Here is a 26,967-nt window from a genome sequence, read left to right on the forward strand (position 1 = left end):
GTTTAAGCGTTGATACACAGCTACATGGCGTAGCTGTGTGCATAATCTACTATACGTGTATTTTGGCTTTTTAAATAAGCGCGGCCTGCTTTTACACCTAGTTTATGATCAAAGCGTAAATCATCATTAGAGCTGCCTAACAATTTGCTATGTAGCTTTTCGTTAGCAAAAATTTGAATAATTTCAGCATCATCTGGGGGATTAGCAATAAATTCAAGCTCGTCTAGGTATGCTTGCTCGTGTTGAATCAAGTAATCAAGTGTTTTTGGGCAGTAGCCCGATGCACATGCAAATGTTCTAAGCTTTTGAACCCATGCAGTTTGCGCTTGAAAATTCTCATCAACGGTTCTTATTACCACGATTTTTCGTGCGCCACGGTTATAAGCTTCGCGTACAGGCAATGGCGCAGCTAAGCCGCCATCTAAATAAAAATCTTCATTCGATTGCTCTGCAGCTAAATGTGCTTCGTTTGCCGCTTTTGAGCCTAACCAAGGAGTGAGTTGAACACCTTGTTTATACAAAAAAGGTAAAGCACTTGACGCTTTTAATAGCTCTCGCCAGTGTTTGCCATCGCCAGTAGGAGATAAATAATACGGTTTACGATCACGTGCATTGGTTGTAGTGATCAGTAGTTCTCTATCACCAAGGCTATTTTTTGCCGTTTTAAAGTCTAATGCTCTATTAACCTCAGTGGTTTTTTCGAAATACCAGTCTAAGTCAACAATGTGTTTACCCATTAGGCCTCGACCTAACTGAAAAAAACGTTTATGACGCGAAAGCCCTCTGATCAAGCGTTTTGCGTAGCCTTTTTGACGCGCTAAATAACTGGTTAAATTTTGCGAGCCAGCAGAGGTGCCTATAAATAAATCAAACGGGTCGTAGTTTTGCTCTAACCACGCGTCAAGTACACCGGCTGTAAATATCCCTCGCTGACCTCCACCTTCAGCAATCAATGCAGTTTTGGGGTGCATAGGCTTATTGAATGTGTGTGGAGCAACATTTATTTGAGATTTCACGGTGTACCTCTTAGTTGTTAACTTAACGGAATATGGTTTTATTTTAACGTGCTTGATTAAATCCTTAAAACAGATTAATTGAATAAGTTCGATTGAAAATATAAATCATTTATTTGTACTCAATCTTTATTCGATTCTCTATTTGGTTATTAGTGTAACTATGGTTGCGTGTACGCTTGCTTAATAAACAGCTTAGTTCTTTATTTCCATTAGTATTTTTAACGCACGATGACGTTTTTCATCGTCATATAAATCGTTGGTGAATATAAGCTCATCGACCTCTAATTGGTTCACGATCATTTCTAATTTGTGTTTAATACTCGCTGGCCCACCAGTAACACTTAATCCTAAAAAGCTCTCAACATGAGTGCGCTCTTGTTCGCTCCATAAGCCCTCCATTGTTTCAACTGGGGGTTTTAACCACAACTCATCGCCTCTGATTAACGACAGTACCCGCTGTTTTGAAGTGGTTGATAGATATTGTGCTTCTTCATCTGTATCGGCAGCCACTAAAGGTAATGCCAACATTACATAAGGCTTAACTAATACACTTGATGGTTTAAATTCTCGTTTATACAAGGCTATTGCATCATGTACAAAACGCGGTGCAAAATGCCCCGCAAATACATAGGGTAATCCTTTTTGCGCTGCTAACTGGGCACTAAATAAACTTGAGCCTAACAGCCAAATAGGTACATTAGTGTTTTCACCGGGTATTGCTCGTACACGCTTAGCCCCATCGTATGGGCCTAATAGTGTTTGTAACTCGCTTACTTCATTAGGAAAGTTTTCAGCGCGGCTAATGTCGTTATTTAAGGCGCGACTTGTCACCGGATCGCTACCTGGTGCGCGCCCTAGCCCTAAATCAATTCGACCAGGATACAAACTCTCTAAGGTGCCAAATTGCTCAGCCACAACTAAAGGCGCATGATTAGGTAACATAATTCCACCCGACCCTACGCGTATTTTTTTAGTGTTGCCGGCTATGTGCCCTACTAAAATTGAAGTGGCGGCACAAACAATCCCAGGCATATTATGATGCTCGGCTAACCAAAAACGGTTAAAACCTAATTGGTCTGCTTTTTGTGCGTAGGCTGTACTTTTGTTTAAGGTGTCACTAACCGTGGCCCCTTTTTGCATAGGCGCCAGTTCAAGTAATGAAAAAGGGATAGTTGATAACAAAGCAGCATCTCCAAATTAAATAGCGACTTATGACGTGCTAGCCATAAATAATAAATCTAAAGTAAGAGATGGGTGTACATTACACCAATTCAAGGCAGCTTATCTTGAAACGCTAAGGTGTTGCGATTGAGCGACAAAAAAGCTAGCTACTTTTAGCTGCAGTTTGTTGGCGGTTTAGTTTATAGGCCTCTGAATCAAGGCCTTTTTTCCAATAACCCGATGAAACAATCTGACTGCGAGGTATCGCTAATTCATCAGTTAATACGGTTTTTGCTTTGCGTACTAATCCGGCCTCTAGTGCCATAAATACAATAGGTTGTTGCTCACTAAGCGGCACCGATTTTAATGCGTTTATCACATCTGTATCTGGTTTATGTGTTATTAACCAAGTTACATCTCGCGGCGACTCTAAGCTGATCACATCATCTTTTGTTGGTGCATGAATAATCGCGTCAATTTTTGCGTTTTTAGGCAGATGTTGCACGTAGCTTTTAATTGCATTAACCGAAGTTAAATCGCCAAGTAGTATGTAATGTGGGTGTTCATAGTTATCTAGCTTTTTAGGGCCTGGCCCCGCTATACCTACCTCATCGCCTACTCTTGCTTCTTTAGCCCAATTAGTTGCGGGACCTTGGTGCATATTAATTACAAAGTCGAGGGTAAGTGCGCCGGTGTGCTCATCAACATGCCTTATAGTGTATGAACGCATACATGAAGTTTTAATATTATAATCAACGCGGCCATTTTGGGGAATAAGTACCTTTACGTAGTTACCAATATATTGAGCGCTCAAGTCGTTAAACTCATCGGAGCCAACAATAATACGTTGTAAATGTGGGGTTACTTGCTCTGTGCTTAATACTGTTGCTTTGCGTACTTTTTTACCCATATAAATTTACCTCATTAAAAAAGATGAATTGCACAACGCTCCATTGGTTGATAAAATCAACTATATCAATTTAATTGACTTTGTCAACCATTATGGATTCCCTATGCATATCTCATTGGCCAATACATTATTTGCTTTAATGCAAAATTATCGCGTTACCATACGTGAGGCGATTAATGCGGGCGAGCTTGGATTAAACGCAATGCACGTACGCTGCTTTCATATTATTGCAACAACAACTCAGTGCACTGCAAACGATATTGTTAATCAAACTCAGCGCGACAAAGCCCAAATAGCACGCTTAGTAAAAGAGCTACTCGCATTAAATTTGATTAACAAAGATGCCAGTGACCACGACAAGCGCTGTTTTATTTTGTCATTTACCCCTGAAGGTCGCACGCTTTATGACAAGCTATTAGCCGCCGAAGAGCAAGTAAATACGCAAATGTGTAAAAACTTAAACTCACAGCAAATCAATGACTTTTTACATACTGCCCAACAAATGATCAAAAACATGGATTGATCCGCCATTCATTACTTGGCATAACTGATACAAAACGCATATACTGTACACTTATACAGTATATGCGTTTTAGGTTGTGTTATGTTTGTTATTCCCATTTATATAGAGGCCGGTGTTTGCGGGTTTGAATCGCCTGCAGCGCAGTATAGTGAGTTAGGAATATCACTCGACGAGCTATTAATAAAACACCCTGATGCCACCTTTATTGGCGTTGCCTCCGGATGCTCTATGCAAGAAATTGGTATTTTTGAGGGCGACTTACTGTTAGTTGACCGTGCTGAAATTCCCAAAGATGGCGATGTTATTGTGGCAAACTTAAATGGTTTATTTGTATGTAAGCTGCTAGATAAAACTAATGCGCGGCTGCTCTCGGCTTCTGCTGCTTATAAGCCCGTGCAATTAACCGAGTCTGATGAATTTCAGCTTGAAGGCGTGGTAACCCGCTCAATTAGGTTGCATCGGCAAAGCCCTGAGATACTTTCATGTATGCCTTAGTTGATGCGGTTGCTTTTTATGCCAGTGCTGAAAAGGTATTTGACCCCGCAATTCGTTCAAAACCAGTTGTGGTGCTTACCAATAACGATGGCTGCGTATGTGCGGTATGCCCTATTGCCCGTAAGCTTAATATTCCTAAATTTGGCCCCTATTTTAAAGTAAAGCAATTACTAGCAAAACATCAGGTGGTGGTGCGCTCATCTAACTACGAACTATACGCTAATTTAAGCGATAGAATGATGAACGTTATTGCTCGCTTTTGTGATACCCAGCATATTTACAGTATTGACGAATCATTTTTGCACTTTAAAGGCTATCAGCCATTAATTACTGATTGGCACCACTACGGACAGCTAATTAGACGTACAGTATGGCGCGAAACCAAACTCCCTGTTGGGGTTGGCTTTGGGCCAACACCGACCTTAGCCAAAGCCGCGAATCATGCTGCTAAAAAACTAGCTGGCTTTAATGGGGTTGCCGTGATTGATGATGAAGCAAGCCGACAAGCTATTTTACAGCAAATGCACTGCCAGGATGTATGGGGAGTGGGCAAACGTATAGCTAAAAAGCTGGCGCTAATGAATATTAATACCGCATGGCAGCTGGCTGAGCAAAGTCCAAAAACAATTCGTCGCCAATTTAGCGTAGTGCTTGAGCGTACAATTAACGAACTCAATGGCATTACCTGTTTAAACTGGGATGATGTGCGCCAAGACAAACAAGCTATTTTTTCAACGCGTAGTTTTGGCCAGCGCCTTAGCGATCCTGATGCAGTGAGAACCGCATTAATAAATCATGCCAGTGTAGTTGCACAAAAATTAAGAGCGCAACAGTCGCTAACTCATCGTATTTATATTTTTGCTGCCAGCTCATCACATGAGCAAGCCTTTTATAAAAAGTCAGCTATGCATCAATTTGACCCGCCCACTAACGATACCCGTGTTATAGCAAGTGCAGTATCAAAGAGTTTTGAGCAGATATATCAGCCGGGTATTCGTTTTTATAAATGCGGAGTGGGTGCATTAGAGCTTAGCCCACAGCAGTTTCAACAACATACTTTATTTGAGAAACAAACCGATAACCCGCAGTTAATGGGCTGCTTAGATGCGATAAATCATCGCTTTGGGAAAGGAATGCTTAGCGTAGCAAGCAGCCAACTAAATGAACGCTGGCATATGAATAGAGCTTTTTTATCGCCGCAATACACAACCCGTTGGCGCGATATTCCTAAAATACAGTGTTAGTCAGCAACTTTAATAAATTCGCATTCTACACTTGGGTTATCTAAGGTGTATTTAAGGGTGCTATCGGTTAAAAAAGTAATGGTTTGTTTAATGGTTCTTTCGTGAATTGGATTATCACATCGGCTCATACGTAAACCATTTTCGAGGCCATTAGTTTTGTATTTAAGTGAGCTGGTAATAAAACAATAATTAGGCTTTTGAATAGTACGAGTGCCATTGTGTAATGAGTTAAACAAAATCTCTTTACCTAAGCTAAAACCTTGCTCAGGATCTTCAGGGTTATTAAATTGCAATCGACTATTAGTGCACAAACCCGAGTTACTTGAGGTAACTTCGTAATTACCTAGCTTAGTTTTTAATAGTGGAATAAAGCGAGTTTTATTACTTGGGCCTGCCACTGCGTAGCAGCTAAAAAGGCTTATGGTAAGTAAAACCAGTGTGAAACATTTCATTATAAGCTCTATCCTCGTGTATCAACCATGATCAAGCACTGTGACGATGCTTAGCTATTTCTAACTATAACAGAGATTTACTATAAAAGATGCGAAGTCGTATTACTATGAGCAGCTGCGCAAAAACTAACTTAAAATACGTAGCTAACAACAAATAAGATTAAACTAGACGTAAGCTTTATTACATAAAGGGGGAAGAAAATGCATTACTTGTGATTAACCTGAACTCTGGTTAAAAGATTTACTAACATGTTGAATCAAAAAATATTTTTACCTACTTTTCTCTAGCTAGAAATTTTTAGTGAAAACAAGGCGAAATTACGCGTCAATAGCTAGCCTATTGCAAGTAAACTCAAAGCAGTTAGCGCTGAAAATAGCTGCTTGAGATGAATTTATTATCCGCAGTTCAGGTTAATTAAGTAATGCATTAATAACACGCTGAGTTATTGCCAATACTTAGCAAATAATTGCGGGTAATTTTGTTTTAAAAACTTAGGTTTGTCTTTAAAGCGCTTACCTTTAGGTTGGTCAAGCCCTGATGGGATAAAGGATAACTCATCGTCGTTACGCTCTTCATATAACAAACCTGCAATTAGGTCATACTCATCTAAATACGGATAAGGTTGCTCGTTTAAAAAATAAAGCGGCGTGCACTGAGCCAGGCTATCTGGGTTTTCTAGTGCAGCTTTAAATACGGCTTCACCACGAGAAATTAACCAACAACGAAATTCTGAAAAACCATATTCATCATTACAGCCCGCCATAACAAACGCGGCACCAAATAAGTCCCAGGTATAACTTTGACGCATACAAATACTAAACTGCTTATCAAATTCAATTAATTGCTCATCTGATAAGTCACTCAGTGCCGACTTAAGCAATTGGCACACTGAGTCAGGCTCTGCGGTTTTATCTTCAACTGTAACCAGTCGCCAAAAATCAGTTAAGGTTAACTCACTCATGCAATGATCTCTTTTACCCGACCCACTTGGCCGTCTTCTAATTGTACTTTTATTCCGTGCGGGTGATTAGGTGACTTGGTCAATAAACGCGACACGATACCATTGGTTAAAGTACCACTGCGTTGATCTTGTTTAAGCACAATATTAACCTCTGTGCCTGGCGTTATTTGTGAGCGTGTTGGAACGGCCATATTTAATCTCTATTACAATTTTTTGCGATTATAGCCTGCTTAATAGAATCTCTCCATATTAAAGCTTTTACTAAGACCATAAATGCCAAATACAGCTTAAAATGAGGGATAATTAAACAAAAACACAGTACCTATTTTTACTGCTTAAGAAATGAAATAGCATTGTTTTTTATATGGATATTTAAACTAGCTAATGCATTACAAATAAGCTGCACAATGTAATCTAGCTGATTATTTTGTTTAGCCTGCTCTAGTGCAATAGCATCAATAAAATAACAACTTACAGTAAACTTAGAAGGTAAATTGTTTAAATCAACCGAGTGAGTAAGAAAGCTAAAGCCCTCAACGTTATCTTTTATTTGCTCGCAAGCAATTGTTAATTGTTGACGAATACGTTTATCTAGCTGCTTTTGGGTTTTGGTCATGGTTTATTACTGCTCGGCGATTTGTTGTTTTTTAAATTCTTTGTAGCTGTCTTGTTGTTGTTTAACACATTCATGGTATTCCTTGTCAGCCATATGGCTGCATTCATCTAATCGGGCTGATTGAATTTCATGATAGCGGCTATCGCTGCTACACCCTGTTAACACTGCGATTACCGATAACGAAAGTAGATACTTTAAGTTATTATTTAGCATTCAAAATTCCTTATTATTTTAACCGGAAAACTACTGATTTTCGTTATTTTTGCTGTATATTGCACTGGTTTTGTATTTATAACCGTTAAGGGCACGTTATGATGTTGTCGCAGTTACAAGAGCTGTTCCAGCGTATCGATAAAAGTAAATTATTTCAATCATTTGTTATTGCAGTTATTGTGGTTTCTGCACTGACCGTGGGCGCACATACCTATTCTTTGCACCCTACCGCTGAGCTATTTCTGCATTGGATGGATATAGGCATTACGGTGTTTTTCTTAATCGAATTGGTTATTCGTTATATTGCCAGTAAAGGGATCAAAGACTTTTTCTCCAAAGGCTGGAACATATTTGACTTCATTATAGTGATCGGTAGTTTATATCCTGCTGCAGGTTCGACTATTTTTATTGCTCGACTGCTGCGCATTTTCCGCGTACTACGTTTAGTGTCTATGATCCCAGAGCTGCGCTTATTGGTAAACTCACTAATAAAAGCCATCCCGCAAATGGGCTATATCGCGCTGCTAATGTTTGTGATTTTTTATATTTATGCTGCCACAGGTAGCATGTTGTTTGCTGAAATAAACCCAGTACTGTGGGGCGATGTCTCTATTTCTATGCTTACCTTGTTTAGAATCGCCACCTTCGAAGATTGGACCGACGTGATGTACGAAACCATGGCGGTGTACAAATTAAGTTGGATTTTTTACTTAACCTTTATCTTTTTAACGGCATTTGTATTTTTAAATATGATGGTGGGGGCTATTTTAGAAGTAATGAGTGAGGAGCATCGCAATGCACGAGAAGAGCAAGCCGAAACTGACTCACTACCCGCAACTCAAGGCCAAGTAAACGAATTGAAGGCGCAACTGGCAGAGTTAAAACAATTACTTAAGAATAAGTAGCAGATTGAATAGGGCAAGTATGTACTTGCCCTATTATTTATACTTTAAACTTGCCAACTAAGTCCGTTAACATTAAAGAAAGACGGCTCATTTCATTACCGTTCTCGCTGGTGCTAACAGCAATATCGCTAACCTCATCAGCCGAATTTTTAATTTCCGTTACGTTTCGGTTTATGTCTTCAGCTACGTGTTGCTGCTCTTCTGCAGCAGTCGCTATCTGGGTGTTTAAATCACTAATATTAACAATAGACGCCGTGATCTCGCTAAACTGTTGTTGCGCCGAGTGCGCAAGTTCTACAGTTTTATTCGTGGTTTCTATGCTGCGTTCCATGTCTTTAGACACTTTAGACGACATAGTGCGTAATTTATCAAGCTGCGATGCTACTTCTTCGGTCGACTCGGCAGTACGTTGCGATAACGCACGAACTTCATCTGCAACCACGGCAAAACCACGCCCATGCTCACCAGCTCGCGCAGCTTCTATGGCTGCGTTTAAAGCCAATAAGTTAGTTTGCTCTGAAATGCCGCGAATAACGCTTAAAATCGACATAATATTTTCGCTTTCACTATCGAGCTTAGTAATGTCTGCTGAAGCATTATTTATTACATCGCACAGCTGAACCACACTTTCTACGGTTTGTGTAATAACCGATTGCCCCAAGTCCGATGCTTGCTGTGTTTGAACCGCTAAATCCGCCGCATTCGCACAACTGCTAGACACTTCATTAGCAGTAGCAGCCATTTCATTAATAGCCGTTGCCGCCATTTCTAAAGCTTGTTGTTGTTGACTGGTAGAGCTTGTTAATTGCACAGCTTGAGATGAGGTTTGCGATGAGGTTTTGCTAACATTTTGTGCGCATTCATTAATTTGCGTCACCAACTCACTGATCAGATTTAAAAATAAGTTAAAGCTGGTGGCTAGTTTAGCGGTTTCATCCTTAGTTTTAATTGCTAAGCGCTGGGTTAAATCACCGCCACCCTGCGATATTTCAGTTAAGCCATCACTTACCTCAACAATAGGAGCGGAAATAAGCTTAGAAATATAACTCGCTATCGCAATAAACACACCAATTAACACAGCACTAATAATTAAAATGGTGTAAGCCATTGCATTGGCCGCGCTCATTACCTCGGATTTTTCAACCACCCCAATAAACTTCCACCCTAAAATGGGAGACGTGTAAATATTGGCCATATACTGTTTTCCATCAATATCGACATCAAACAGGCCTTTGTTGTTTTTAGCTAAATCGGCGTATTTTCCGCCCTCAATATCAGCTAGGTTTTTAAATCGGTAATCTGGGTGCTTCACATCCACCAGCACACTGCCGCTGTCTTCAATCAACATTAAGTAACCTGTTTCGCCTAATTTAATATCGGCAATAATATCGGTAAGCCCGCCCAATGAAACATCCATCCCTTGAGCACCAATTAACTTGCCGTTATCAATAATGGCTTTGACCGTAGATACAATCACTAAATCATCAGCGGCCCAGTAATAAGCATTAGTACGGGTTGTTTTACCGTTGGCTTGTTTAGCCGTTTTATACCACGGGCGCTGGCGAGGATCATAATTAGCGTTTACGTTTCCCATAGGCCATTGAATATAACCACCTTGTTCATTCCCCATGTAAATATAAGCAAGCCCAGGGTGAGTCTCACCAAAATGATTAAATAAACTGTAAGCAGCTTGCTCCGTCGGACTTTGGTTAGGGTGATCAAGCATTACCTTAGTGCCAACATTCATATGGGTTTTTATGTTTTCACGGGCATTTTTAATCGTTTGGTGGGAGGCTAAGTAATCTACATTTTTAGCAATTTCAGCAAAAAACATAGTAATTGCATTATCAACTTGGCGGGCTTCACGTTCACTTAACTGAGAAAAATTATCAAGTGCTTGCTCTCTAGTTTGTGAAATAACTAAAGCAGCTATAATTAATAACGGCAAGGCAATTGCAGATGCAAAAGAGAGCTTTAATTTTTTTGATATATTCATGCAATTAACCTCTAAAAACACTCTTAAGAATATAGTGTGGCTAAAGGGGTTGAGCAAGAAATAATATGAGAATATTTCGAAGAGGCAATAAAAAAGGTTAGCAATTAGCTAACCCTTTTACTTGGCGAACTAGAAAGTTATTCACCGTCTACAATAATTCGTAGCATCCGGCGAAGTGGCTCCGCTGCACCCCATAACAGCTGATCGCCTACGGTAAAGGCGCTGATGTATTTTGGTCCCATAGCGAGTTTACGAATACGGCCAACAGGAATACTTAGCGAACCGGTTACTTTAACTGGGGTTAAGTCGGTGCTGGTAACGTCGCGCTGATTAGGAATTACTTTAACCCACTCATTGTGCGATGCTAAGATTTCTTCTATTTTCTCAACGCTAATGTCTTCACGTAATTTAATTGTCATCGCTTGGCTATGACAACGCATAGCACCAATGCGTACACATAAACCATCAATAGGTACTGGCTGCTTAGAAGAGCCTAAAATTTTGTTCGCTTCAACCTGTGCTTTCCACTCTTCTTTAGACTGGCCACTTGGCATAGGCACATCAATCCATGGGATTAAGCTACCCGCCAGTGGTACACCAAACTGGTCTTGTGGCAAATCACTCGATGCCATTTTTTCGCTGACTATTTTATCAATTTCTAAAATAGCTGAACTTGGATTATCTAATTGCTTTGCAACACTCGTATGAATAGCACCCATTTGGGCAATAAGCTCTTTCATATTGCGCGCACCGGCGCCCGACGCTGCTTGGTAAGTCATTGGGCTTACCCATTCAATTAGGTCGTGCTCAAATAAACCGCCCAGTGCTAGCAGCATAAGTGAAACCGTGCAGTTACCACCTACAAAAGTTTTAACGCCTTGCTCAAGCCCTTGCTCAATGACATCTTTGTTAACAGGGTCAAGTACGATAATACTGTCGTCGCTCATACGCAGCGCAGAGGCCGCATCTATCCAATAGCCATCCCAACCCGATTCACGTAATTTTGGGTACACCGCATTGGTATAATCGCCACCCTGACAGGTAACAATAATGTCCATTTTTGCAAGTTCAGAAATATCACTAGCATCTAAAAGCGGTTTAGCAGGACCAGCTAACTCAGGACCAAGTTGACCTGCCTGTGAGGTGGTGAAAAAGGTGGTGTCGATATGTGCAAAATCATGTTGTTGTTCCATTCGCTCTAGTAATACTGAGCCTACCATGCCGCGCCATCCGACTAATCCTACTTTTTTCATTGTTTGTTCCACTGTTTGATTCATAAAAGGAGCCTATACATTAAAAATTAAAAATTCATTGCGTGAGATTTAATTTTTACAGCCTTAAACTAACACCACCAGCACGCTAAAACTAGTGAATAAAGTCTAACTCAAATTTTTTTCATAATGTAAAAAATGCAAAAGCATACAACGATTATTTTAAACTTTAATAAAAGCTTAACCTTGTTGAAACCTGTATTTACCAAGCTTAGAAGGCACATTGAAAAAAGAGGTTTTGTGTAATTCTACATTCAACTAAAGGAAAAGATAATGAAGACACTTACTTTCGCTCTACTCGCTTTAAGCTCAGCATCACTTAATGTATTTGCAGATACAACGCTTTCAGCAAACACAATGGCATTTAAAGAAAATGAAAAAGTATATTTTGAACGCGCAGAAATAAATGTGGAAGAGCGACAAGGCGTACTAGTCAATACTGCAACAACTTATTACAGCCCAAAGGTATGGATAAATGGACGCTTAGAGCAGTTTTTTGTAGGCTCTACAAATGGAAATCAATTTTGTGAAGAACGTGGTCATAACCAAGAAATTTCAGGAAGCACAATCACTTGTGGGGAAGATGAAAGCGCTTATGGTAACTTTGATTGGTATAACCAATTATGGACAATGAAAAGCACCGGTAGTAAAAACCAATGCTACCAACTTTATGCAACTATAAAGTGTCAGTAAAATATTCAATTGTAGCCCTATGCTAATTATAGGGCTACAAACAATTTAGACCATTAGATGCGATGAACTGATCCTATATAGTCAGTAATGCTATCATTACAACTGCGCGCATCATCACCATTAAACTCCTCGAGTATATAAATTTTTACAGGCGTTTCTAAACCTTTTGCTTCAGCAAGCTTTTCTAAGATCTGGCCAAATTGATTATCTTGATAAGCTAAGGTTAACTTGTCATTAGCCAAGTGAGTAATACTATTAGTTGTCTTTACAATTACCTGAGAATGATTTAGTTGAATATCATCGACAATAACAGAACATGATCTTGCAGCTAGAGCATCATTCGCAAAACCAAAAGAACCAAATATAACAACTGAGCTAATAACCTTTCTTATTAAATTCATGGATATTGTTCCTTTTAAAATAAAATTATAAAACTTAATTACAGCCTGTTAAATGTAAACAACAATCATGCTTTATTTGTTAAAGAATCATTAAAGTTAAATGATTTAGAGGGAGTATGTGTATGAAGTGAATGATGCTTAAGATAAAAGAGAATTAAAAAAACTATTTATATAAAAAATATTAAACTACAACTACGTTTAAAACTGAGATACTAAAAAGCCCTACATATAGCAGGGCTAAGGGTTGTAACGGCTTATTTTAGTCGTTCGAGGGCTTTAAAACTCGTAGCTAAAGCTGACGCTCAGTTCTCTAGGCATTTCTTGAGAACGAATTAACACATCATTTTGTTCTACTTCAAAGTTTTGTCCCAACATATTCTTCACTTTAAGTGTTAATGTGGTATTAAACGTTGGGTAGTAACTATAAACCATGTCTAACGAGTTTAAAGGTTGTTCGTAAGCGTCATCAAAGTTGTTAACACCCGCAGCTAAAATACGGTCACCAAATACGTTATAAATAACTGAAGCTTGATGCATGCCATCATGCGAATCGTAATTCAATTGTAGGTTGGCAACATACTTTGAGTGGCCAGTCATACGTCGCTTTAGATTTGTAAGGTCGGCGCGCTGTTCTTGTGCAATTTCAACTTCTGAATCACTAACCGTTAAATTACCAGAAGTAAAAAAAGCACCACCCAATAAATCACTATGCAACTCAGTTAACCATTCAGCTTCTATACCGTAAACATAGGCTGTATCTGCATTGTCAAACTGCAGAGTAAAACGGCCGTCACTTTCGGTTAATAATGCTTCGATTGGATTATCTATATCTTTATAGAATGCGCCAACTGAGTAGTTATCACCATTGTCCATATAAAATTCGATACGTGCATCAAAGTTATCTAGGTAACTAGATTCCAAGAATGGATTACCAAGCGTTCGATAACCAGTCAACGGATCTTGGAATTGAACAGGGCTTAGCTCACGCAAATCAGGACGAACAACCGTGCTGCCATAGCCAAAACGAACTTGGTACGACTGCTGACTATATGTCATAGATAATGAAGTAAAATACTCATCTTCCATCACACTTGCTTGTTTTATCGCATCTGCACTTAATTTATCTGCCAATAAAGCAGGATCGAATGCTGAGCGAGAAAAAGCAAGGGCAACTTGGCGGAAGTCCTCGTAACGCACACCACCACTTAAACGCCAATCTTGAGCAAAAGTGATATCAAAAGAGCCGTAATAAGCATCAATCATTTGCGCTGCTAGGTAATCATCGGCTGTAGGTTCTTGAAACAATAACTCTACATCCGTTGAATCGATAACAGCATCATTAGCAAAGAAACTACCAATTGACAGCGCTTCTTCTTCACTTTGTGCTAAATCTAAAGACTGTGTTTGGCTGAAGCGATAGTTAAAAAAGTCTGTGCGGTAATCACGCGTTTTTTCAACAAAATAGCCGCCGCCCGCGATTTCAACTTCGGCGTTCTCAAAGTAAAAAACTTTGTTAACATTAACGCCCCAGTTTTCTACATCGTCTTCTAGCTCAACAAATCGATACAAATAAGGATTACCACCTAAGCTGCCATTATAAAAAGTACGTTGATATTCGCCATCGGCGTACTCATCACGCACCGTTACTTCAAGCTCGCCAGGTATACTCGTCGTCGCTGTTGAATCAGTGTATTGCCAATCTACACCCACACCTTCAAGAAAACTCCACTCTAAATTGTGCATTCCACGAAGTTGAAGTATTTCAAGTTCCCGTTCCTCAAAAGAGGTTAAGTGGCTTCGCTGTAATTGCCCAGCATCAATGCTTAATGACTTTGAAGGCTCTTGGTAAAGCGCAACAGAAGCTTCATCTTCAGTATCTCGTAGCATCATATAGGTGGCTGTTAAATCATGGCCGCCAATTTTATAACCTAAATTTAGAGAGCTATTTAATTTTATATTATGCTTTGTTGATACTTCTTTCTCTGTGGCAGAGTAACAAGTAAAGTCATCTTTTGAACATTCAGATTCAGATGCGTCAACAGAAGAAAGTACTGCGCTAAACTTCTCTGCATTAGACCATTCATTTTCATAAGCAACTGATGCTAAGAAGCCAAAAGAGCCATCTAAACCAAATAAGTTATCAAATCGGTCGCCATAAACAGCTTTAATGCCTGCATCAGGGTTTAAGCTTTCTTTTTCTAAGCCAAAATCTCTTGGTAGTGCTTTTGATAAACTTTTATTTAAGTCTATTGCAGCTGCTTGACCAATATCAGCCCCCTGACGTCTTGACTCCACATCTCTTATATTTCTGTATGAAATATCAGACAAACCATTAATATAGGTATTTAGCGCCGTTTTAACGGCTCCTGGTAAGGCGCGTGTACCATCGTCTTTACCTAACCAGTCATCACTGCCGCCATTATATGTATAGCCTTCATCGTTTGTATCTTTATAGCTAGCACCAATCTCAACTTTAAATAAAGTATCACTTGGAATGCTTTTCGTCCTGATATTAACGTCACCACCACCAAAAGCCGCAGGCATATTAGGTGAATAGGCTTTTTGAACAGCTAAAGATTCAATAATACTTGATGGGAAAATATCAAGTGGTATTACATTTCTGGTCAGATCTGGGCTTGGAACAACTGCGCCATTTAAACGCACGCTTGAGTAACGCTCACCTAAACCGCGTACATAAATAAACTTATCGTTAACTAAAGATAAGCCTGTAACACGGCGAAGTGCTGAAGCGGCATCGCTATCACCCGTTCTAGATATTTGCTCTGAACCCATTATATCAGCAACAAATGCCTGATTTTTACGTTCATCAATTACGGCACTAGCACTGCCTTTGAGGCGTGTACCTGTTGCAACAACTTCTTCTATCGCTTCTTCATTGATTATTTCTTGTGCCTGTTCAGCGAAAGAATTAAATGAAGAAAAAAGGGAGAGCAGAGATAACGTTATTAGATTAGTTTTAAACTGCTTTTGATGTTTCATATTTATATCCTCTAAACCTAAAATTCCCTTAAAAAAGGCGCCAGAGCGCCTTATAATTAGAGCCGGTCTAGATTAATTACTAGCGCGTTGTAAAGATGCAGCTACAAAATCAGCCCATTCACTTGATTCACCTTCTTTAAGTGCACCAATGTAGCCTGCGTTAGTGAAGAAAGAGTCAACTTCACTCATGTCTTTCGCTGTTGTAGCTACCGCAGTACCTTGTGAGTCTGTAATAGTTGCTGCAGTTGAAACACCATCCGCACCAAGCACATTTGCAAAATCAGCAAAACCAATCAGCTGGTTATTTTCGCCACCAGTAAACCAGGTATTGATATCAAAGCTTGCTAACGCACCGGTTAAAGGAGTATTTACGTCTTCAAAATTCTTACCACACGCAAATATTGAACTCATAAATGCGATATCACCGTTGTTTGCATTGGCATGCACACCAGCATCTCCTGATTTATCTTTTTCATTATATAAATCAAAACAGCCAGCACCATCTACAGATGATGAGTTTACAAACAACATGTTAGCTAATTGCGCTTTACCCCATTCTTTCATTTCCATACCGGCACCAGTACGACGCCCTTCAGCACCTTGATCACCAGTAGTAACAACGGTTGCATTAGCAATAGTTGGGTTAGATACAGTCGTTACTAAATCTTGTGCGTCTGCAGATAGTGGATCAACTTTTGCGCCATCTGTTTCAAATCCATGATTTCCATATTCATTTGAACGTACAAGAATGTACTGTCCGTAACCTTTCCAACCCTCATCCCAGTCAATACCGTCATCACCAGTATCAGTAACAACAATATGTTTAAGATTAACGCTACCACCAAAGAGCTCTATACCATCATCAAAACCATTATGTACATGAACATAATCAATTGTTGTGCCTGAGCCAACAGCATTTAGTGTTAAACCATTTAGCTCATCACCTTCAACGCCAAATCCTGCATACTTAATAACAATATGCTTTAATATACCGCTACTATCTTGCGGGTCATTACCACCGTAATAAGATACAATACCTTCAGCTGAGTGATTACACATGTCTTGTGCCGCAGCTGTCGCTGTACAACGAATAGAATGACCACGTCCATTTACCTGAACGCCACCCCAATCCCCAATTTGAGCGGTTGTTGAATCATCACCATCAACTTCTTTAATGCTTGTGAAAATAATTGGCTTATCTACTTCACCAATTGCTTCAATATTTGCACCACGTGCAATACGAATAAAACTCTCTGGCTTGGTAAACGCAATGGTAGCGCCTGCTTCAATAGACAATGTTGGGCCATTAACATCAATAGTAGCGCCTGTAGATGTGTCTACATCGTCACCTATAAATAAAGCACCTTCAAATACATGGGCACCGCCATCGTCTAGCGCAGGGATAACAAAAGAGCTAGTAATTTCTTTTGCATTACTTGCAAATGCTTGGCTGTATAAGCAGTTTACGCCTTCTGCTTCACCTGTAAATGTAGCTCCATCTAATGTGTATGTGGCGCAACTTACAGTATCGCCACCATTATCACCACCTGGGTTAGTCACTGAATTGTCTACACTGTTATCAACTGTCGTAGGTGTAACGTTAATATCTCCACCGCCACAACCAGCAAGTGTTATTGCTGTAGCCACTAAGCTGATTTTGAATAAGCCAGATAATTTCATTGTTCACTCCGTAAAAGTATTTAATTATTGTGTTAGCGCATTAAGTAATAACTTAAGTCACTTTAAGGCACGATACTCATGCATTAAGGTCACTTGAGTTATCGAATACGAAGTACAATACGGGAGTGTTATGACAATGAAGTTACACTTTAATAAACATAAAATGACAATGTTAATTAACTAAAAATCAATAGGTTGCTTTAAAAGTGCACGCAAAAAAACCACACAAACTTAATGTTAGTGTGGTTTGAGTAGTGCAATTATGAAATGGTTTTTAGTGCGTCAATTAAGAACTAATAATCGCACTATAAAAATTAAAGTAGTGCTGTTTTTAATGTTTGCGCATGCACTTTTTCGCGTTTTACATATTTGATCCATTGCTGGGCTAAACGTTGTGACTTTTTGTGCTTTTCGGCTTGTTCAAACGCCAGGATAGACGCATCAAAATTTTGTAAATTGTATTGCGCCATTCCTAAAGCAACAAACGCATTTGATTCGAAATCAAGGCCGCCTTTATCCAGCGCCATTCGTGCTGCATCAGCAGCTTCGTCATACTGCTCTGTGTTTACATACACTTCAGCTAAGCGCTGGTCGTATTTACCATGCTCCGAACGCTCTGCAGCTTTGGTAAAGTAACTAATCGACTTAGCATCTTCTTTAGCTTGTACCATGGCCTCGGCTACAAAGGCATAATTTTTAGCCGTAGGTTCAGCAATGCCCTGCTCTATTGCTTTACTCATTACACTGGCGGCTTTGTAGGCAAGCTGATTATATAAATATACCTGCGCAAGCTGTCTTAGGTCAGATTTAGAGGTTAAAAATCCTTGCTGGTAAGCTGCTTCTAAAATACTAAGCTGCTGTTTTTCTTGCCCAGTTTCACCATACATACCGGCTAATTGCACCCAGTACTCAGGTTTATTGTAAAGCTTTACCATACGCTCAAGTACGCTCACTACTTTATCGGTTTGGTTAAGTGAGTAATACATAGCACGTTGCAGTACCAGCCAGTTTTCTTTTGGTACTTTGCCATTGCTATCACTTAAGTTAATGGCTTGGGTAATGTAACTTAGGCCTTGCGCATAGTCTTTTAATTGATAGTAGGTTTGCGCTCTTAATAAATAATACGCATCAGTTTTAGGCTTTGTATTAATGGCATCCCATTTGTCTAAAAATGCAATCACCTTTTTGTAGTCGCTGTTAGCCATTGCAAGCTGCGCTAAACTGAATGTCGTGCTCAAACGCAATGTTTCTGGAATGCCATCTTCTGCAATCACTTTTTCAAATGAGGCAATCGCTTTTACAAGGTCGTTTTCATTGTAATAAATAAACCCATAAAAGTTATGCATCATCGCAATTTCATACGAATTCATACTTGATGAGCGCGCTTGTATGCTGTCAAGCGCGTCTAAACCCGCTTTACTGTCGCCATCATCCGCAAGTTTTTGGGCGCGTGCTAATTGGCTGTATACCTTTTCACGAAGTGCGGGCACTCGTGTTGTTTTTTGTTGTTCAGCGGCCTGTACTGTCGCCAAATTTACACCCGGAAGTACACTCAATGCACTTGGTGTAACAACGCTGGCACTGATTGCAACAGTGCACAACATGCTAAGCTTTAATAGCTTGGTTGTTAGTTTTAATTTCATAATTGCCTCACGTTCACTCTTTACTTACTTAACAGAATTAACCATTAATTTGGAAAGAAATTTTATTTTGCACACCGGCTACTTCAACGGCTTCGCCATTAACAACGCGCGGTTTATATTTAAACTTAAGGGCCGCATCCATCGCTGCTCTGTCAAACAGTGACTCTGGCTCGGCTTTAATAACTTGTGGCTCTTTCACTGTGCCTTGCTTGGTCACTGTAAACTCAACAATGACATACCCTTCAATACCACGCGATAACGCACGCCTTGGGTATACCGGTGCCACTTTTACTATGGGTAAATACTCACCATCACTGGTTTCTAACGCTAATCCACCCGCTAGATTTACATCAGCATCGACATTGGCAGCAAAATCAAAGTTGTTGCTAGCAGCGTTGTTATCGCTACTTTGCATTTGTGGCGATTCCATTGGCGGTGGTGGCTCTTTAGGTGTTGGTGGCTTTTGTGGTTTGCGCTCCTTTTTTTGCACCGTTTCTTCTTTTTTCAAACGGACAAAATCCAACACATTCCCTTTTGCAGGCTCCGTCATGGCGCCTTCTCCGCCGGTGATCAATGCCTGCATACCTAAAAACAGCATAAAGGTCACCACACCCGCTATAATTAACGCAAGTACATAACGCATCACTCGTTACCCTTCTTGAGCCGCTATTGAAACATCAAATACACCCGCTGCACGCGAGGCATCCATCACTTTTATCAAGGTTTCTGTAGTGGCTTTTTTATCGGCCTGAATAACCACACTGCCTTGTGGATTTTCAGCTTTTAAACGTTCAATGTTGGCTTGTACAGCACGTACATCTATTTGACGTTTATTGATCCAAATTTCGCCTTGATCTGAAATAGCTACTAATATGTTAGCCCGCTCTTTTTTAACAGCCGTTGCTGCTTCTGGGCGGTTTACATCAATACCGGCTTCTTTTACAAACGAGGCTGTAACAATAAAGAAAATAAGCATAATAAATACAACATCCAGCATAGGAGTCATGTTTATTTCTTCTGCTTCATCTTCTTGGAATAAATTACCTAATGGGGCTCTCATTTTACTTCTCCTAGAACAAGCGGTGATTATGTACACCGCTTTTCAATAATTATTTAGTGGTCTAACACCATAGTGTCTTGCAACAATTCAACTTCACGCTTTGCTTTACGCTGTAAATAGGTTGAGGCAAACACCCCAGATAACGCACCGACCATTCCTGCCATAGTGGGTATGGTTGCTTTTGATACACCCGATGCCATAGAGCGTGCGCTGCCTGTACCTGTAATGGCCATTACATCAAAAACTTCTATCATCCCTGTTACTGTGCCAAGCAATCCTAATAGTGGACACAGCGCTACCATTACATTAATCAACGGTAAGTTTGCATTTAATCGCATACTGGCGCGTGACACCATGGCCTGGCGTATTTGCTCTGCGTTCCAGCTGTTGCGTTCACTGCGCGTTTTCCACGTATTTTTAACGTCTTTTTTGTAGTGTCGATAGCCATTAAAAAAGTACATAAATCGCTCGAGTATCAATAACCACATCGCGAAAATTAACACGGCAATGACCAAGAGCACTTGGCCACCCGTGTCGAGAAAATCACGGATAGCATTGATTGAATCAATCAATAGCACCATGGTTTAAGCTCCTTTCTCGCTTCGCTCGGCAATAATACCTGCACTTTGTTCTTGTAAAATAAGCAGTAAGCCTTTTGAGCGAGTATTCAATAAGGTGTATAAAAACACCGTAGGGATAGCAACAACAAGGCCTAATACCGTAGTAACCAGGGCTTGCGAAATACCGCCTGCCATTAGTTTAGGGTCGCCAGTGCCGAATAAAGTAATTGCTTGGAAGGTATTAATCATCCCGGTTACAGTACCGAGTAAGCCCAGCAATGGCGCTACCACAGAGATAATTTTAATAAGCGTTAGATTACGGGTGATTTTTGGCATTTCGCGTAAAATGGCTTCGCTTAACTTAAGCTCAAGCGTGTCGTACGCCACATTAGGATATTGGTCTTTCACTTTCATGACGCGCCCTAGCGGGTTATCATCACGGGCTGTATCGTCTTTTAATTGACGGCGGATTTTTCCACCCATCAGCAGGAGCGATACAAAACGCTCTAACGCAATTAATAACGCTAATAAGCCAACGCCTAAAATAACGTAACCAACTGCACCACCTTGATGAACTTGCTCGCTGGTATCAGGGGCTTGTACTAACAAACCTAAAATTGAACCACCCGTTGGGTCAAGGGCAAACGGCACCACACCGGTGTTTGCTTGCTGCAAATCAGCCGCAGTCGCAGTAAAGCGGCTACTTGGTTGGCGAGTAAGCTGGCTAATGGTATTGGTAGAAGGCGTATACTCTAGGTACTGACCGTCACTAATAAGGTTAAATGCACCCACACGTACCACTTCTTTTTGTACTTTATTGCCACCGTCAACAATTACATCAGTATTGAAGCGGCTTACTTTTCCTTGTTCGGTCATTTCGCGTTGTAACTCAAACCAAACCTTTTCGATATCTTCAATAGACGCAAGCTTTGAGGTAGAACCCATTTTTTGCGCCAATTCGTCCATAAAAGTACTACGCCCAGGTAACTGAGCCGATACCACCGAGGTTGCAAACTTGTTGCTAGAATCTCCAGCAACTTGTTGTAGCACACCAAATAGCTCTTTTAATGAACCCATACGCTTTGATAAAGTATCGGTTAGGTTAGCTAATTTAATTTCGTTTTCTTCAAACTGCGTTTCTAAACGCTCTGACTCGCTAAGCATTTGGTTTCGTTTAGCTTGGGTGTTTTTCAGCATTTGCACTTGTTCATTTTGACGTGCTGCAAATTCTTGTTCGCGTTGTTTATTTTGTTCTGATTGCGCTGATTTACCCTGCTCTAACGTTTTTAATAAGGCATCTAAGTTCATTGGTTCAGCGGCACACATCGCACCTGAAAAACCTAAGCTGGCTGCAAACACGGCCATTTTTGTCATTTTCGTTAATAATTTCATGGTAAACCTCTTATTCTGCAGCATGAATTGGCAGTGTTAACATATCGGGGGCTAGTTGTTTGCGCGCAATGCGAAGCCCTTTATTAATTTGGCTAATGGTTGAATCAGGCAGTGCAACAAACGACTGTGACTGTTGATCCCAACTACCTGCTTGTTTGCCATCGCGGGTAAGGTAAATGAGTTCTAAACGGCCAATGCGTAAAAAATCAACTTCACGTTCTTTATTGTCCACATCAAGCAATGCGGTATACGCTTCAATAGTGCGTCCGTAATCAACTTCAACTTGATAAGCTTCTAAGACACGACGGAATTTTTCACTTGATGAAATATCAGCACGCTCCATCATTGCATTTAACGATTCAAGACGCTGCTTACGTTCTTGTTTTAAAAACGGCACATCTAAGGCAATAAACTGTTCAAGCCCGGTGATCATGCGAAGCATTAAAGGGGTTATTTGGCGCTCAATAATCGATACCTGATCCATTGATAAATTAAGCGATTCCATCTCTTCTATTTGGTTATTTAACTGTTTTGTCAGCTGTGCGTTATAAACGGCTAAACCATCTATTTCTTTATTTAGGGTTTTAAATTGCTGTAAACGCCCTTGCATTGAATCTGCAATCTTGTCTATTTTTGTTTGTGATTGCGCAGCTAAATTATTAATGTCGCTACTTTTATCAATTACCGTGTTTAAATCATTGGCGTGGACTGCTGCACTTGCGGCTACAATACCAGCTAAAATTAATGGTTTAACGCCTTTCATCGTATACACCTTTGCTCGTTAATTAGCGGATTTGCTAGTGTTTATTAGTCGCTTTAGCCTGTTTATGAAAAAACATTTTAAAGCGAGATAGTTTCAATGAGCGAAAGTGTATAGATTAAAAATGACAAGCGTGTTGCGTAAAAAAGTCGCTTTTATGACAATGGTAATAAATTAGCCTTATTGGCTGAATTTAAAGTGCAGGGTAATGTTTGAAGCGTAAATTTTATAAGTAAGACTGTATTTCACTAAGGGTATGCTGCCAATCTATGTAGTTAATAGCAATAGGGTAAGCACGGTTGTTATGTATTAATACTAACGAAGGGAAACCTTGAATAGGTAAACTGCGAACAAAGTTAAGCTCATCATAAAAGCGACGCTGAAGTTCCTTAGAGTGTAACTGCTGAGTAAATAAACAGGGATCTAAACCAATTTTTTCGCATAGTTTAATAAGCACGTCTTCATCCGATGGATTCTGCGCCTTTAAATAATACGCTTGTTGAATAGCGTCAATCATCTGTGGCTCTTTGTTAAAGCTACGAGCAATTAATGCCGCCCTACAAGAAGGATAAGTAGAGCGGCGTGGTTGGCATTCTCGCCAAAAATTAAAATTAAACTCAGTGCCTAATTGGTTGTTAATGTTTTGCCATATGCCTTGTAGTTGCAACTGCATATCAGCACTCATTAGCTGGTCGCTATCTGCCGCCAACCCCCCGACTCTATATTCTATAGGTAGAATATTTACTAAAGCAGTTTCTAGCTTTTGCCAAGTAGGTTTATAACCCCAGCACCAGCTACACATAGGATCATGCACATAGATAAGCTTACTGACTGACATGCTCGCCCTGCGCAAATATGACTTTATTACGCCCTTGTGATTTTGCCTGATATAAATATTCATCGGCTTGTTTTAATGCACTGTTGAAGTCGTCAACATGATTAGCTTGTGCAATGCCAATACTGCAGGTTAACGATACTCGTTGTTGTTTATCAGTTAACATTACATGATGTTGCACGCATTCTCTAAAGCGATTAGCTAAAATACTGGCTTCAATGGTCGTTAGCTGCGGTAAAATTACTACAAACTCTTCACCACCATAACGGGCTTTAAGGGCGGTTGCAGGAAACTGCGACTCTAATAATTTAGTGAACTCTATTAATACGGTATCACCAAAATCATGACCATAGGTGTCGTTTAATTGTTTAAAGTTATCTAAATCTAGGAGCAATATAGACAGCGGTAAATAATGTGCAGGTCGTGAAGCAGCAAGCTTTAAAAAATGAGAGGTAATAAAGCGACGGTTGGGTGCACCTGTGAGCTGATCTGTATAGGCGTATTGTTTTTGTTCTAAGGTAATATCAGCAATGGCAAGGTGGCTTCGGTGACGAAAATACTCACCGATAAAAGAAAACACCAGCACTAATGAAAATGCAGCAACAAAACGAGTTTTTTCTACCTCACCATAAATAACCTGCCCCATATCGGGGCCATACAACATAACAATACAGCACAATAACATGGCACTGCTTAACCATGCGCCAAACTTAACACCCAATATGGCGAAAACAGCAACAGGATAAAACATAAGCCAATATAAAGCAGTGTTATCTTTACCGCCTGTGTATACCAATGCTAAACACATCAAAAATACAATCATCAGAGTAATTAACGCAATAGCATTGAGCTTTTTGGTTTTTATAAAATAAACGATGCACCCTACAATCGTTAAGTTAACTGAGATTAATGCGGCAGTTAATATAGGTGCATAAACGCGATAATTTGCAATCACCAAATAAGTAATTAACACCAAGGCAATCGCTATCATGGTAAATAAAGAAAACGCTTGGCGTTGTCTATCAAAGCTATAAACACTGTCAATATTAACTAGACTAAGCCAGTTTGGTTTATTTATTTTTGTTTTATTGATCATACTTTGAATTTTTTAACCATCCGATCTAAGTCGCTAAATTGATGCTTAAGCTTGGTACATTCCTCTAAAGTAAGGTTAAGGTTAGATTGACCTTGAGTAGATAAGTCGCTAATAACATGAATATCTGAGTGTAATGATTTAACAACTTGGTTTTGTTCATCTGTGGCATTAGCCACACTATGATTAGCATCCGTTATTTGCCTTATCGCACTAATTATTTGCTTCATTACGTCGCCGACGGCATCCGCTTGCTGAACACTTTTTTCACTTTCTTCTAAACTGGTTTTCATCAGTTCAACGGCAGAGCTTGAGCCTTTTTGCAGTTCAATAACCGTATTTTCAATTTCTTGCGTTGATTGTTGAGTGCGTTGTGCTAATTGTCTTACTTCATCGGCAACAACGGCAAACCCTCTTCCCGCTTCACCCGCACGTGCGGCTTCTATCGCTGCATTTAAAGCGAGCAAGTTAGTTTGTTCACTCACTCCTTTAATTACTGCTAATACATTACCGATATTGGCGGTATGTGAATCTAAACTATTAATTGTTTCTTGCGCTTGCTCTATATTTTGCGAAAGTTGATGAATGCTTGATACGTTGTTAGTCAGTGTTTGCTGATTTTTAGCGCAATATTGATCAGCATCTTTAGCAAGCGTTGAGGCATTACTTGCACTGCTTGAAATTTCTGTGGCGGTAGCAGAAAACTGATTAATTGCCGATGCTACGCTGTTAGTACGTTCACTTTGATCGTCGTACATAGTCAAGGTTGAATCTGTTTGCGTAACCAGCTTAGCAACAGCTGTTTCTAACAATTGCGCTGAAAACTTAACTTGAACAATTGAATTTTGAATTTTTTCTATAAAAATATTAAATGAATTACTTAACTGACCAAACTCATCATCGTTTTCTACACTGAGGCGACGAGTTAAATCGCCTTCACCTTGAGCTATATCTCTAATAGCATCGTTTAAGCGATACATAGGACGCATTAAGTAACGCAATAAAAGCTGTAGCGCAAAAACAATGACTAAGGTGCCTACTATTAAGTAAATCAGTGCTTTTTGACCAAATGCCGACACACTTTCGAAAGCCGTGTCTTTATTGATCACTGCTCCTAAATACCAATCAACATTTTCTATGCCATGAATTTTAGTAAATGACACTAAAACAGTTTCATCAGCAACTTGGTGCTCTGTAAAAGTATCAGCCAGCTCAATGTCTTTTCCAAATAATTCAGTAAGCGCTTTTGAATTTAACTTACTATTTGGATGGCTTAGTATTTGCCCCTTATGATCTAATAAAAAGCCATAACCTAACCCTAAAAAATCAATATCGTCGATAATTTTAGCTATGGTTTGCATATCAATATCAGCACCTGCAACTCCTTTAAATTGGCCATTAATATTTATGGGCGCAACAGCTGAAATGGTCAGTTCATTGGTGGTTACATCAATATAAGGGGTGGTGAATGCAGTGTTAGTTTTGTTTTCAACCAACTTATACCAAGGGCGGCTAGTTGCATCAAAATCGTCGGGTAAAATGACGCTTTGATCATTTAAAATAAACGCGCCTGAGGATTCGCCGATGTAAGTATTTTTAAAATCACCTGCCATCTCTGCAGTATTTAATTGCGATAATGTAAGCGCTTTAGCGTCTGTAACTTGATAGGTGTTTGCCAGCGAGATAACAATGGCTAACTTGTTATTCAGCCAGCTTGCAATGTTCTGCGATACAGACTGGGAATTTTGTTTTAATACTAAAGATAGCTGCTCTTGAGTTTGATGACGCATTGAAAAATAGTTGTTAATAGTGAAAACACCTAACACTAAAACTAAGACCAATGACGCAGCGATGGTGATTTTGGAGGTGAATTTCAGCGAGCTAAACATAAGTACCTTAAGAATTAATCATTATTATCACTGTCTTTTTAACAAATTTTTAACTGAAAGTCTTAGCAAATATAAGCTGGGATTGATTAAATTTTAAAAAATAATGATAAAGTATTATTTTGATGTACAGAAAAATATCTATAAGATGATTTTTTAATAGCGACGGTCTAACTAGTCGCAAAGAAAGACTCTATGCA

General features: G+C 39.7%; 27 protein-coding genes. 5 read left to right on the plus strand and 22 right to left on the minus strand.

All coding sequences use genetic code 11. The features are described from left to right. Positions 1–20: 20 nt before the first annotated feature. The 3 genes from FLM47_RS17250 to FLM47_RS17260 form a co-directional block, all read right to left on the minus strand. The gene (locus tag FLM47_RS17250) at positions 21–971 is read right to left on the minus strand and encodes a patatin family protein (RefSeq protein WP_178957440.1); all 951 of its coding nucleotides are present in this window, start codon (positions 969–971) and stop codon (positions 21–23) included. Positions 972–1,208: 237 nt separating this feature from the next. Further along, positions 1,209–2,198: an LLM class flavin-dependent oxidoreductase gene (locus FLM47_RS17255; protein ID WP_178957098.1), complete on the minus strand. Its 990-nt coding sequence runs from the start codon at positions 2,196–2,198 to the stop codon at positions 1,209–1,211. Between the two features lie 142 nt (positions 2,199–2,340). After that, positions 2,341–3,087 (minus strand): siderophore-interacting protein, encoded by a 747-nt coding sequence (locus FLM47_RS17260; protein WP_178957099.1) that lies wholly within the window; start codon positions 3,085–3,087, stop codon positions 2,341–2,343. Positions 3,088–3,190: 103 nt separating this feature from the next. Between FLM47_RS17260 and FLM47_RS17265 the strand changes: the two genes are divergently transcribed. From FLM47_RS17265 to FLM47_RS17275, 3 genes are all read left to right on the plus strand, one after another. Beyond that, positions 3,191–3,610, plus strand: a complete 420-nt coding sequence (locus FLM47_RS17265) for a MarR family winged helix-turn-helix transcriptional regulator (protein ID WP_178957100.1) — start codon at positions 3,191–3,193, stop codon at positions 3,608–3,610. Positions 3,611–3,691: 81 nt separating this feature from the next. Continuing rightward, a complete protein-coding gene (gene umuD / locus FLM47_RS17270) occupies positions 3,692–4,105 on the plus strand; it encodes a translesion error-prone DNA polymerase V autoproteolytic subunit (RefSeq protein WP_010388819.1) in 414 nt (137 codons plus the stop codon). Then, a complete protein-coding gene (locus tag FLM47_RS17275; RefSeq protein ID WP_178957101.1) occupies positions 4,093–5,349 on the plus strand; it encodes a Y-family DNA polymerase in 1,257 nt (418 codons plus the stop codon). Before umuD ends, FLM47_RS17275 begins: the two co-directional genes overlap by 13 nt. On the opposite strand, the gene FLM47_RS17280 is transcribed toward FLM47_RS17275, so the two are convergent. The 5 genes from FLM47_RS17280 to FLM47_RS17300 form a co-directional block, all read right to left on the minus strand. Beyond that, positions 5,346–5,801, minus strand: a complete 456-nt coding sequence (locus FLM47_RS17280) for a hypothetical protein (RefSeq protein ID WP_178957102.1) — start codon at positions 5,799–5,801, stop codon at positions 5,346–5,348. The two genes, FLM47_RS17275 and FLM47_RS17280, sit on opposite strands and share 4 nt — an antisense overlap. A 443-nt stretch (positions 5,802–6,244) precedes the next feature. Further along, positions 6,245–6,763 (minus strand): DUF4240 domain-containing protein, encoded by a 519-nt coding sequence (locus FLM47_RS17285; protein WP_178957103.1) that lies wholly within the window; start codon positions 6,761–6,763, stop codon positions 6,245–6,247. Beyond that, positions 6,760–6,954, minus strand: a complete 195-nt coding sequence (locus tag FLM47_RS17290; RefSeq protein WP_008468098.1) for a YwbE family protein — start codon at positions 6,952–6,954, stop codon at positions 6,760–6,762. The genes FLM47_RS17285 and FLM47_RS17290 overlap by 4 nt, the downstream gene beginning before the upstream one ends. Positions 6,955–7,091: 137 nt before the next feature. Then, entirely contained in the window at positions 7,092–7,379 is a 288-nt protein-coding gene (locus tag FLM47_RS17295; protein ID WP_178957104.1) for a hypothetical protein, read from the minus strand. Positions 7,380–7,385: 6 nt separating this feature from the next. Continuing rightward, the gene (locus FLM47_RS17300; protein WP_178957105.1) at positions 7,386–7,592 is read right to left on the minus strand and encodes a hypothetical protein; all 207 of its coding nucleotides are present in this window, start codon (positions 7,590–7,592) and stop codon (positions 7,386–7,388) included. 101 nt (positions 7,593–7,693) lie between these two features. On the opposite strand from FLM47_RS17300, the gene FLM47_RS17305 reads away from it, so the two are divergent. Beyond that, complete coding sequence (locus FLM47_RS17305) at positions 7,694–8,497, plus strand: ion transporter (RefSeq protein WP_178957442.1); 804 nt, start codon at positions 7,694–7,696, stop codon at positions 8,495–8,497. Between the two features lie 37 nt (positions 8,498–8,534). Here FLM47_RS17305 and FLM47_RS17310 read toward each other — a convergent pair whose 3' ends face one another. Continuing rightward, entirely contained in the window at positions 8,535–10,493 is a 1,959-nt protein-coding gene (locus FLM47_RS17310) for a methyl-accepting chemotaxis protein (RefSeq protein ID WP_178957106.1), read from the minus strand. A 137-nt stretch (positions 10,494–10,630) separates the two neighbouring features. After that, positions 10,631–11,770, minus strand: coding sequence for an aspartate-semialdehyde dehydrogenase (asd, locus tag FLM47_RS17315; RefSeq protein WP_178957107.1), 1,140 nt, complete (start codon positions 11,768–11,770; stop codon positions 10,631–10,633). A gap of 267 nt (positions 11,771–12,037) precedes the next feature. On the opposite strand from asd, the gene FLM47_RS17320 reads away from it, so the two are divergent. Beyond that, on the plus strand, positions 12,038–12,457 hold the full coding sequence (locus tag FLM47_RS17320; protein WP_138606472.1) for a hypothetical protein: 420 nt from the start codon (positions 12,038–12,040) through the stop codon (positions 12,455–12,457). Positions 12,458–12,510: 53 nt separating this feature from the next. Here FLM47_RS17320 and FLM47_RS17325 read toward each other — a convergent pair whose 3' ends face one another. The 12 genes from FLM47_RS17325 to FLM47_RS17380 form a co-directional block, all read right to left on the minus strand. Then, a complete protein-coding gene (locus tag FLM47_RS17325) occupies positions 12,511–12,858 on the minus strand; it encodes a hypothetical protein (protein WP_178957108.1) in 348 nt (115 codons plus the stop codon). A gap of 276 nt (positions 12,859–13,134) precedes the next feature. After that, positions 13,135–15,858: a TonB-dependent receptor domain-containing protein gene (locus FLM47_RS17330; RefSeq protein WP_178957109.1), complete on the minus strand. Its 2,724-nt coding sequence runs from the start codon at positions 15,856–15,858 to the stop codon at positions 13,135–13,137. A 72-nt stretch (positions 15,859–15,930) separates the two neighbouring features. Further along, positions 15,931–17,538, minus strand: coding sequence for a hypothetical protein (locus FLM47_RS17335; protein WP_178957110.1), 1,608 nt, complete (start codon positions 17,536–17,538; stop codon positions 15,931–15,933). Between the two features lie 314 nt (positions 17,539–17,852). Further along, positions 17,853–19,181: a lipopolysaccharide assembly protein LapB gene (locus tag FLM47_RS17340; protein ID WP_178957111.1), complete on the minus strand. Its 1,329-nt coding sequence runs from the start codon at positions 19,179–19,181 to the stop codon at positions 17,853–17,855. A gap of 37 nt (positions 19,182–19,218) precedes the next feature. Next, entirely contained in the window at positions 19,219–19,824 is a 606-nt protein-coding gene (locus FLM47_RS17345; protein ID WP_008111498.1) for an energy transducer TonB, read from the minus strand. 6 nt (positions 19,825–19,830) lie between these two features. After that, positions 19,831–20,241, minus strand: coding sequence for a biopolymer transporter ExbD (locus FLM47_RS17350; protein ID WP_008111500.1), 411 nt, complete (start codon positions 20,239–20,241; stop codon positions 19,831–19,833). A 53-nt stretch (positions 20,242–20,294) separates the two neighbouring features. After that, on the minus strand, positions 20,295–20,822 hold the full coding sequence (locus FLM47_RS17355) for a MotA/TolQ/ExbB proton channel family protein (RefSeq protein WP_008111501.1): 528 nt from the start codon (positions 20,820–20,822) through the stop codon (positions 20,295–20,297). A 3-nt stretch (positions 20,823–20,825) separates the two neighbouring features. Continuing rightward, entirely contained in the window at positions 20,826–22,193 is a 1,368-nt protein-coding gene (locus FLM47_RS17360; RefSeq protein ID WP_138570563.1) for a MotA/TolQ/ExbB proton channel family protein, read from the minus strand. Positions 22,194–22,203: 10 nt separating this feature from the next. Continuing rightward, entirely contained in the window at positions 22,204–22,956 is a 753-nt protein-coding gene (locus FLM47_RS17365) for a DUF3450 domain-containing protein (protein WP_138606484.1), read from the minus strand. A gap of 223 nt (positions 22,957–23,179) precedes the next feature. Continuing rightward, on the minus strand, positions 23,180–23,791 hold the full coding sequence (locus FLM47_RS17370) for a DsbA family protein (protein ID WP_178957112.1): 612 nt from the start codon (positions 23,789–23,791) through the stop codon (positions 23,180–23,182). Beyond that, positions 23,778–24,884, minus strand: a complete 1,107-nt coding sequence (locus FLM47_RS17375; protein WP_178957113.1) for a GGDEF domain-containing protein — start codon at positions 24,882–24,884, stop codon at positions 23,778–23,780. The genes FLM47_RS17370 and FLM47_RS17375 overlap by 14 nt, the downstream gene beginning before the upstream one ends. Then, on the minus strand, positions 24,881–26,770 hold the full coding sequence (locus FLM47_RS17380) for a methyl-accepting chemotaxis protein (RefSeq protein ID WP_178957114.1): 1,890 nt from the start codon (positions 26,768–26,770) through the stop codon (positions 24,881–24,883). The genes FLM47_RS17375 and FLM47_RS17380 overlap by 4 nt, the downstream gene beginning before the upstream one ends. Positions 26,771–26,967 lie beyond the last annotated feature (197 nt).

Origin of the sequence: Pseudoalteromonas sp. Scap06 (genome assembly GCF_013394165.1) — a bacterium.
Lineage (GTDB): Bacteria > Pseudomonadota > Gammaproteobacteria > Enterobacterales > Alteromonadaceae > Pseudoalteromonas.